The sequence below is a fragment of the Methylobacterium sp. WL116 genome (assembly GCF_008039455.1).
Taxonomy (GTDB): domain Bacteria; phylum Pseudomonadota; class Alphaproteobacteria; order Rhizobiales; family Beijerinckiaceae; genus Methylobacterium.
Window position 1 is genome coordinate 1 of the sequence record NZ_VRUV01000243.1, and the last position, 6,790, is coordinate 6,790.

The 6,790-nt window shown below is 69.9% G+C and carries 9 protein-coding genes; 6 read left to right on the top strand and 3 right to left on the bottom strand.

Annotated elements, in window-relative coordinates; all coding sequences use genetic code 11:
* On the bottom strand, positions 1–1,754 hold a 1,754-nt coding region (gene phaC, locus FV223_RS16760), incomplete at its 3' end, for a class I poly(R)-hydroxyalkanoic acid synthase (RefSeq protein ID WP_147728098.1).
* 154 nt (positions 1,755–1,908) lie between these two features.
* Here phaC and FV223_RS16765 point away from each other — a divergent pair.
* From FV223_RS16765 to FV223_RS16780, 4 genes are all read left to right on the top strand, one after another.
* Entirely contained in the window at positions 1,909–2,352 is a 444-nt protein-coding gene (locus FV223_RS16765; protein WP_279603625.1) for a hypothetical protein, read from the top strand.
* Between the two features lie 111 nt (positions 2,353–2,463).
* Entirely contained in the window at positions 2,464–3,681 is a 1,218-nt protein-coding gene (locus tag FV223_RS16770; protein ID WP_147728099.1) for an LL-diaminopimelate aminotransferase, read from the top strand.
* Positions 3,682–3,809: 128 nt separating this feature from the next.
* Positions 3,810–4,022 carry a hypothetical protein gene (locus tag FV223_RS16775; RefSeq protein WP_147728100.1) on the top strand — a complete coding sequence of 71 codons (213 nt, stop codon included), beginning with the start codon at positions 3,810–3,812 and terminating at the stop codon, positions 4,020–4,022.
* Between the two features lie 152 nt (positions 4,023–4,174).
* Positions 4,175–4,510, top strand: coding sequence for a hypothetical protein (locus FV223_RS16780; RefSeq protein WP_147728101.1), 336 nt, complete (start codon positions 4,175–4,177; stop codon positions 4,508–4,510).
* 48 nt (positions 4,511–4,558) lie between these two features.
* Here the strand turns inward: FV223_RS16780 and FV223_RS16785 are convergent, their stop codons facing one another.
* Positions 4,559–4,930: a DUF3140 domain-containing protein gene (locus FV223_RS16785; protein WP_147728102.1), complete on the bottom strand. Its 372-nt coding sequence runs from the start codon at positions 4,928–4,930 to the stop codon at positions 4,559–4,561.
* Positions 4,931–5,018: 88 nt separating this feature from the next.
* Between FV223_RS16785 and FV223_RS30525 the strand changes: the two genes are divergently transcribed.
* Entirely contained in the window at positions 5,019–5,198 is a 180-nt protein-coding gene (locus FV223_RS30525; protein ID WP_187276164.1) for a hypothetical protein, read from the top strand.
* A protein-coding gene (prfB, locus tag FV223_RS16790) for a peptide chain release factor 2 (RefSeq protein WP_147728103.1) occupies positions 5,127–6,255 on the top strand; the annotation gives its coding sequence in 2 pieces (ribosomal slippage) (positions 5,127–5,195 and positions 5,197–6,255; 1,128 coding nt in all). Before FV223_RS30525 ends, prfB begins: the two co-directional genes overlap by 72 nt.
* A 106-nt stretch (positions 6,256–6,361) precedes the next feature.
* Here prfB and FV223_RS16795 read toward each other — a convergent pair.
* The coding region (locus FV223_RS16795) for a M23 family metallopeptidase (RefSeq protein WP_147728104.1) at positions 6,362–6,790 on the bottom strand (429 nt) is incomplete at its 5' end.

The following is a 6,790-nucleotide window of genomic DNA, read 5'->3' on the forward strand; positions in this document are numbered from 1 at the left end:
AGCGAGGGCAGCGCGTCGCCGCCGGGCTTGCGGGCGGGCACGCGCTCGGGCGCCTGCGCCTCGAGCCACTTGAACCAGTACGGCCACCACGAGCCCTTGGTCTCGGTGGCGGCCCCGAGCCAATCCTCCAGGCGCCCTTCCGCCTTTCCGCCGGTCCAGTAGCCGTATTTCGGCTTGGAGGGCGGGTTGACGACGCCGGCGATGTGGCCGGAGCCGGCCAGCACGTAGTCCACCGGGCCGCCGAACTTCGAAGAGCCCTCGAACACCGAGATCGCCGGCGCGATGTGGTCCTCGCGGGTGGCGAGGTTGAACACCGGCACCGTCACCTTCTTCAGGTCGAGGCGGATGTTGCCGAGCACCATCCGGCCCTGCGCGAGGTTGTTCTCGAGGTAGCAGTTGCGCAGGTAGAAGGCGTGGTTGGCCGCCGGCATGCGGGTGGCGTCGGCGTTCCAGTACAGCAGGTCGAAGGCGCTCGGCGGCTTGCCCTTGACGTAGTTGTTGACGACGTAGGACCAGATCAGGTCGTTCGGCCGCAGCATGTTGAACGCGTTGGCCATCTTGGCGCCGTCGAGGTAGCCCCGCTCGGCCATCTGGGTCTCGATCTGCCGGATCTGCCCCTCGTCGGCGAAGACCTTGAGGTCGCCGGCATGGGTGAAGTCGACCTGCGTCGTCAGGAGGGTCGCGCTCTTGATGCGCTTGTTGCCGGTGGCGGCCTGCATCGCGAGCGTGACGGAGAGCAGCGTGCCGCCGACGCAGTAGCCGGCCGCCGCCACTTCCGTCTCGCCGGTGGCGACGCCGATCGCGTCGATCGCCGCCTCGATGCCCTCGCGCATGTAGGACTCGAAGTCCTTGTCGCGGTGGCGCTCGTCCGGGTTGACCCAGGAGATCACGAAGACGGTGAGGCCCTGGTCGACCATCCAGCCGATCAGGCTTTTCGCCGGATTCAGGTCGAGGATGTAGAACTTGTTGATCCACGGCGGCACGATCAGGAACGGGCGCTTCAGCACCGTCTCGGTGCGCGGCGCGTACTGGATCAGCTCCATCAGGTCGTTGCGGAACACCACCTCGCCGGGCGTCACCGCGACGTCGACGCCGAACTCGAACGCGTTCCGGTCGGTCTGGCGCACCCGCAGCTCGCCGGCGCCGGCCTCGATGTCCTCCTGCAGCATCTTCATGCCGCGGACGAGGTTGGCGCCGTTCTCCTGCAGCGTGTGCCGGATCAGCTCGGGGTTGGTCATCACGAAGTTCGAGGGCGAGAGCGCGCCGGCGAGCTGGCGCAGGTAGAACTGCGCCTTGTGGCGGGTGTGCTCGTCGATGCCCTCGGCCTCGTTCACCAGGCCTTCGGCCCAGCGGGTGGTGATCAGGTAGCCCTGCTTGATGAAGTCGAAGTACGGGTTCGACGACCATTCGGCGTCGGCGAACCGCGCATCCTTCGGCTCGGGTTGCGCCACCGGCTCGGCCTCCTGGCCCTGGAGGCGCATCCACGTCGTGCCCCACAGAGCGACGAAGGCCTCGCTGAGCTTGGCCTGCGCCTCGAGCGTCCGCTTCGGATCGGAAAGCCACGTCTCGGCCACGGTGCCGAGGGTGCGCACGAGCTCGCTCGCCTCCTGCGGCGGCTTGGGCTGGACCGGCAGGCCGTCCTCGGGAGCGACGTAGCGCGCGGCGGCCCGTCCGAGCTGTTCCATGAACTGGCCCGCATTGCGCGAGAGGGCCTCGAAATCGAGCATCGCGGGCGTCGTCGGCTGCGTCGTCACGCGTGATCCACTCCCTGGCTTCGTCCGCGCCGGCAGCGCGGGCGGACCCGAGCACCCGCCCCGGAGGGCGGTCCGAGCCTCGTTTCCGCCAAATTAACGCGCCAACCCCGAATTTGCCCAGCGCGGCAGGCGCGAACGGCGATATAACTGCGGCATGACCTCAACTTGCGACAAGGTTCCGGATCCCGGCACGACTTCTCCGGGCAGGCCGTCGAATCCGTCCGGCTCCGCAGCGCAGGGCATCGCGTTCCGGCGCCTCCTCGGCACGCTCGCGCTCTGCGCGGCGGCAGCCACGGGCGCCTGCTCCTCCGACCTCTCGCCGATCAAGACGCTGGCGGTCGAGGCCGGCTACGGCCCGAAGGCCGTCGCCGCGCCGGACTTCGTCGCGAACTCGCGGCCGAAGGGCGGGACCGAGTTCATGCCGGTCGGCGTCTCCGCTCCGGCACGTCCGGTGCGGGCGAAGTCGGCCGAGAGCCAGAAGGCGCTGGAAGCCGAGCTCGAAGGCGCCCGCGGCCGCAACGAATCGCGGGGCCGGGCCGCGGAGAGCGCCGGCAAGGCGACGAAGCCGGCGAGCGCGCCGGCCCAGCCGGCACAATAAGGCCGATATTCGGGGTCGGCGGCAGGCCGCTTCGATGTTAGAAAGGCCGACCGCCACCCGTCGGGGCCGCCAGTGCCGCCCCGCGGGATCCGCGCCGATGGACAGATGGCCATGACCGATTTTCACCGCATCAAGCGCTTGCCCCCCTACGTGTTCGAGCAGGTCAATCGGATCAAGGCCGCCGCCCGCGCCAACGGCGCCGACATCATCGACCTCGGGATGGGCAACCCGGACCTCGACGCACCCAAGCACGTCATCGCCAAGCTGTGCGAGACGGCCGGGCGCCCGCGCACCGACCGCTACTCGGCCTCGAAGGGCATCGCCGGCCTGCGCCGCGCCCAGGCGGGCTACTACCAGCGCCGCTTCGGCGTGAGCCTGAACCCCGACACCCAGGTGGTCGCCACCCTCGGCTCGAAGGAAGGCTTCGCCAACATGGCGCAGGCGATCACCGCGCCGGGCGACGTGGTGCTGGTGCCGAATCCGAGCTACCCGATCCACGCCTTCGGCTTCCTGATGGCGGGCGGCGTGATCCGCTCCGTCCCGGCCGAGCCGACGCCCGCGTTCTTCCCGGCGCTGGAGCGCGCCATGGCGCACTCGATCCCGAAGCCGGTGGCCCTGGTGGTCTGCTACCCGTCGAACCCGACGGCCTACGTGGCGACGCTCGACTTCTACCGGGACCTCGTCGCCTTCGCGAAGCGCCACGAGATCATCCTGCTCTCGGACCTCGCCTATGCCGAGGTGTACTTCGACGGCGAGCCGCCGCCCTCGGTGCTGCAGGTGCCGGGTGCGATCGACGTGACGGTGGAGTTCACCTCGCTGTCGAAGACCTATTCCATGGCTGGCTGGCGCATGGGCTTCGCCGTCGGCAACGAGCGCCTGCTCGCCGCGCTGTCGCGGGTGAAGTCCTACCTCGATTACGGCGCCTTCACGCCGATCCAGGTCGCGGCCACCGCCGCGCTCAACGGGCCGGACGATTGCATCCAGGAGATGCGGGCGATCTACAGGAAGCGCCGCGACGCGCTGGTCGAGTCCTTCGGCAAGGCCGGCTGGAAGATCCCGGCGCCCGCCGCCTCGATGTTCGCCTGGGTGCCGATCCCGGAGAAGTTCAAGGCGCTCGGCAGCCTCGAATTCTCGAAGCTCCTCCTCGAGAAGTCGGACGTCGCGGTGGCGCCCGGCATCGGGTTCGGCGAGTTCGGCGACGACTTCGTCCGCATCGCCCTCGTCGAGAACGAGCAGCGCATCCGCCAGGCGGCCCGCAACGTCCGCCGCTTCCTCGAGATCGCGGACAAGACGCTGCACAACGTCGTGCCGCTGGCCAAGAGCGCCTGATCCCGATTGTTGCGGCGGGGCGACAGGCCCGGCCAAAGCGCGATGGGTGTGCTGCATGTGCTTGTCACCCGCCGGCCCCGTGCGCAGGGTCGGCGGCAATGATCCGCACTCGCGTCCCCGAGGCTTGCATGCGTCGCCTGTCCCTGCCCGCCGCCCTGCTGCTGGCGGCAGCCGCCTCGGCCTGCGCGCCGAACCCGATCGTCGCCCGCGACCCGATCCCGGCGCCGGGCCCCAATGCGGCCTTCGCCTGCGATTCGCGCCCGCTGGTGCTGAACGCCTTCGACACGACCTGCAAGCCGATCGCCCGGCAGCCGGCGGTCGTGCTGCATTCCAAGGGCTGATCGAGGCCGATCGAGAGCCGACCGACCGGGGCTTCCGGTCGGTTTTTCCGGGGGCGACGCCGCGGCCGGCGCGTCGCGGCGACGGACACGCGGCCGCGCATCGGGCATGATGCCCCGACGATCGAACCCGCCCCTCAGCGACGGAGTACGCGATGAACACCTTCCTCCGACACGGCCTCGCCGCCGGCCTGTTCGCGCTCGCCGGTGCCGGTGCCGCCCAGGCCCAGTCCGGGGCCTACGTGTTCCAGGGTCCGGACGGCCCCACGGTGCTGCAGGTCGACGGCGCCAACCGCCCGATCGTCCCGCCCGCGCGCCCCGACCTCGCGGTGCCGGCGATCGCCGTGCCGCAGGTGATGAACGGCGGCGGCTACGGCATCACCGGCTTCAACTACTACGACAGCGGCCTCATGGAGGGCCGCACCGATCCCCGCGCCAAGCGGCGCTACGTGCTGGCACCGGCCTGGATCGCCGGCTACGGCCAGCACTGACGGGCTCGACGCGGCGCGCTATTTTTCCAACGTGCCGCGCGATCCGGCTCAGTCCTTCGACGGGTCGTGGCCCCAGTTCATCAGCGACAGCGCCCAGGCCGAGTCGGGATCGTTGCGCGACTTGCCGCCCTGCGCGAGGTGCCGGCGGACGTAGCCGACGACCTTGCGCATGTGGCCGTAATCGTCGTCCGTGAGGTCGGCCTTCTTCTTGGCCTTGATCTCGAGGATGCGGCGCCCCTCCTTGTGCCCGGTGGCCTCGCCGCCGCCGGACTTCTGCCCAACCGACTTGCTGGCGTCGGAGTCGAGATGCTTCCTCAAGGCGGCGGGCGTCATGTTCACCGCCGCGTCGAACTCCTTCCGGGTCTGCTCGCGGTCGTGCTCGGCGTCGTCCCGCGAATCCTTGTCCTCGGCCTTCGTCATCGCGCGTCCCTCCCGATCGGGGTGAAAATCCCCGGTCAACGCACGAGTCGGCTATGGTTTCACGGATCGGCGCGGGTGGGAGCGTCGCATGAGCTCGGCACGCGCCATGGGATGGGAGCCGTTTACAGGGGCGCCCGCCGCCGGTATCACCCCGCTCGACCTCTTTGGGCCCCGACACAAGCGACACACCCTCGAAATGCGCGCCGAGATCGAGCAAGCCTCGGATGCCGCCAAGCAGTCGATCGGACTGCTGAGGAGGCATCTTTGACTGGGATACCGTCGATAAACGACTCGCGGAGCTGAATGCGGCGTCCGAGAACCCGGAACTGTGGAACGACGCCGACGCCGCGCAGAAGGTGATGCGCGAGCGCCAGCAGCTCGACGAGGCCGTGGCCGCCATCCGCAAGCTCGAGCAGGATCTCGACGACGGGGCGATGCTGATCGAGCTCGGCGAGACGGAGGGCGACGAGGCCTCGATCCGCGAGGGCGAGGCCACGATCCTCACCGTAGAGAAGGAGGCGGCCGGCCGTCAGGTCGAGACGCTGCTGTCGGGCGAGGCCGACGGCTTCGACACCTATCTCGAGGTCCATGCGGGCGCCGGCGGCACCGAGAGCCAGGATTGGGCCAACATGCTTCAGCGCATGTACGGCCGCTGGGCCGAGCGCCGGAAGTACAAGGTCGACATCGTCGAGTGGTCGGACGGGGAAGAGGCCGGGATCAAGGGCGCGACGCTCCTGATCAAGGGCCACAACGCCTACGGCTGGCTCAAGACCGAGTCCGGCGTGCACCGCCTGGTGCGCATCTCGCCCTACGATTCGAGCGCGCGGCGGCACACCAGCTTCGCCTCCGTCTGGGTCTACCCGGTGATCGACGACCGGATCGAGATCGAGATCAAGGAATCCGACTGCCGGATCGACACCTACCGGTCGTCGGGCGCGGGCGGGCAGCACGTCAACACCACCGACTCGGCGGTGCGCATCACCCACAACCCGACCGGGATCGTGGTGGCGTGCCAGCAGGAGCGCTCGCAGCACAAGAACCGGGCGACCGCCTGGAACATGTTGCGCGCCCGCCTGTACGAGGCCGAGCTGAAGAAGCGCGAGGAGAAGGCCAACGCCGAGGCCGCCTCCAAGACCGACATCGGCTGGGGCCACCAGATCCGCTCCTACGTGCTGCAGCCCTACCAGCTCGTGAAGGACCTGCGCACCGGCACGCAGTCGACCGACCCGGACGAGGTCCTCGACGGCGACATCGACCCCTTCATCGAGGCGTCGCTGGCGCAGCGCCTGTACGGGGCGACGGAGAAGGTCGAGGACATCGACTGAGGCGGCAGGACGGGAACCGTTTTTCGTCCATCGAACCCTTGCCATTCCGGGCTCGCCTCGGGCGCCCCGGAATGGCGGGACACGCGACGTCGCGCCGGCCGCGACGTCAGGGCCCACCGCCCTTGGCGAGTTCGCGCCCCGCCTCCAGGAACCCCAGCGGGTCGACCGGCTCGCCGTCGATCCGGGTCTCGTAGTGCAGGTGCGCGCCGGTCGAGCGCCCGGTCGAGCCGACGCGGCCGACCAGATCACCGGCGCGGAGCCATTGGCCGGCCCGTACCGCCATGCGTGACAGGTGCGCGAAGCGCGTGACCACGCCGTGGCCGTGGTCGATCTCCACCATGTTGCCGTAGCCGCCAGTGGCCTCCGCCGTGACGACGCGCCCGGGCGCGGTGGCCAGCGCTGGCTCGCCCATCTCCGCCTTCAGGTCGAGCCCGGTATGCAGCGCGAGCCCCCGCGTGAACGGGTCGAGCCGCGGCCCGAAGGTGCTGGCCACGCCGCGGTCGCGCGGCAGCGGGCGGTCGAGCGGCAGGCGGGC

Excerpts from the sequence above, each read along its gene's own strand:
- FV223_RS16775 (WP_147728100.1), top strand. The coding sequence starts at position 3,810 with ATGCGTCGCCTGTCCCTGCCCGCCGCCCTGCTGCTGGCGGCAGCCGCC.
- FV223_RS16765 (WP_279603625.1), top strand. The coding sequence starts at position 1,909 with ATGACCTCAACTTGCGACAAGGTTCCGGATCCCGGCACGACTTCTCCG.
- FV223_RS30525 (WP_187276164.1), top strand. The coding sequence starts at position 5,019 with ATGAGCTCGGCACGCGCCATGGGATGGGAGCCGTTTACAGGGGCGCCC.
- FV223_RS16780 (WP_147728101.1), top strand. The coding sequence starts at position 4,175 with ATGAACACCTTCCTCCGACACGGCCTCGCCGCCGGCCTGTTCGCGCTC.
- FV223_RS16770 (WP_147728099.1), top strand. The coding sequence starts at position 2,464 with ATGACCGATTTTCACCGCATCAAGCGCTTGCCCCCCTACGTGTTCGAG.
- FV223_RS16785 (WP_147728102.1), bottom strand. The coding sequence starts at position 4,930 with ATGACGAAGGCCGAGGACAAGGATTCGCGGGACGACGCCGAGCACGAC.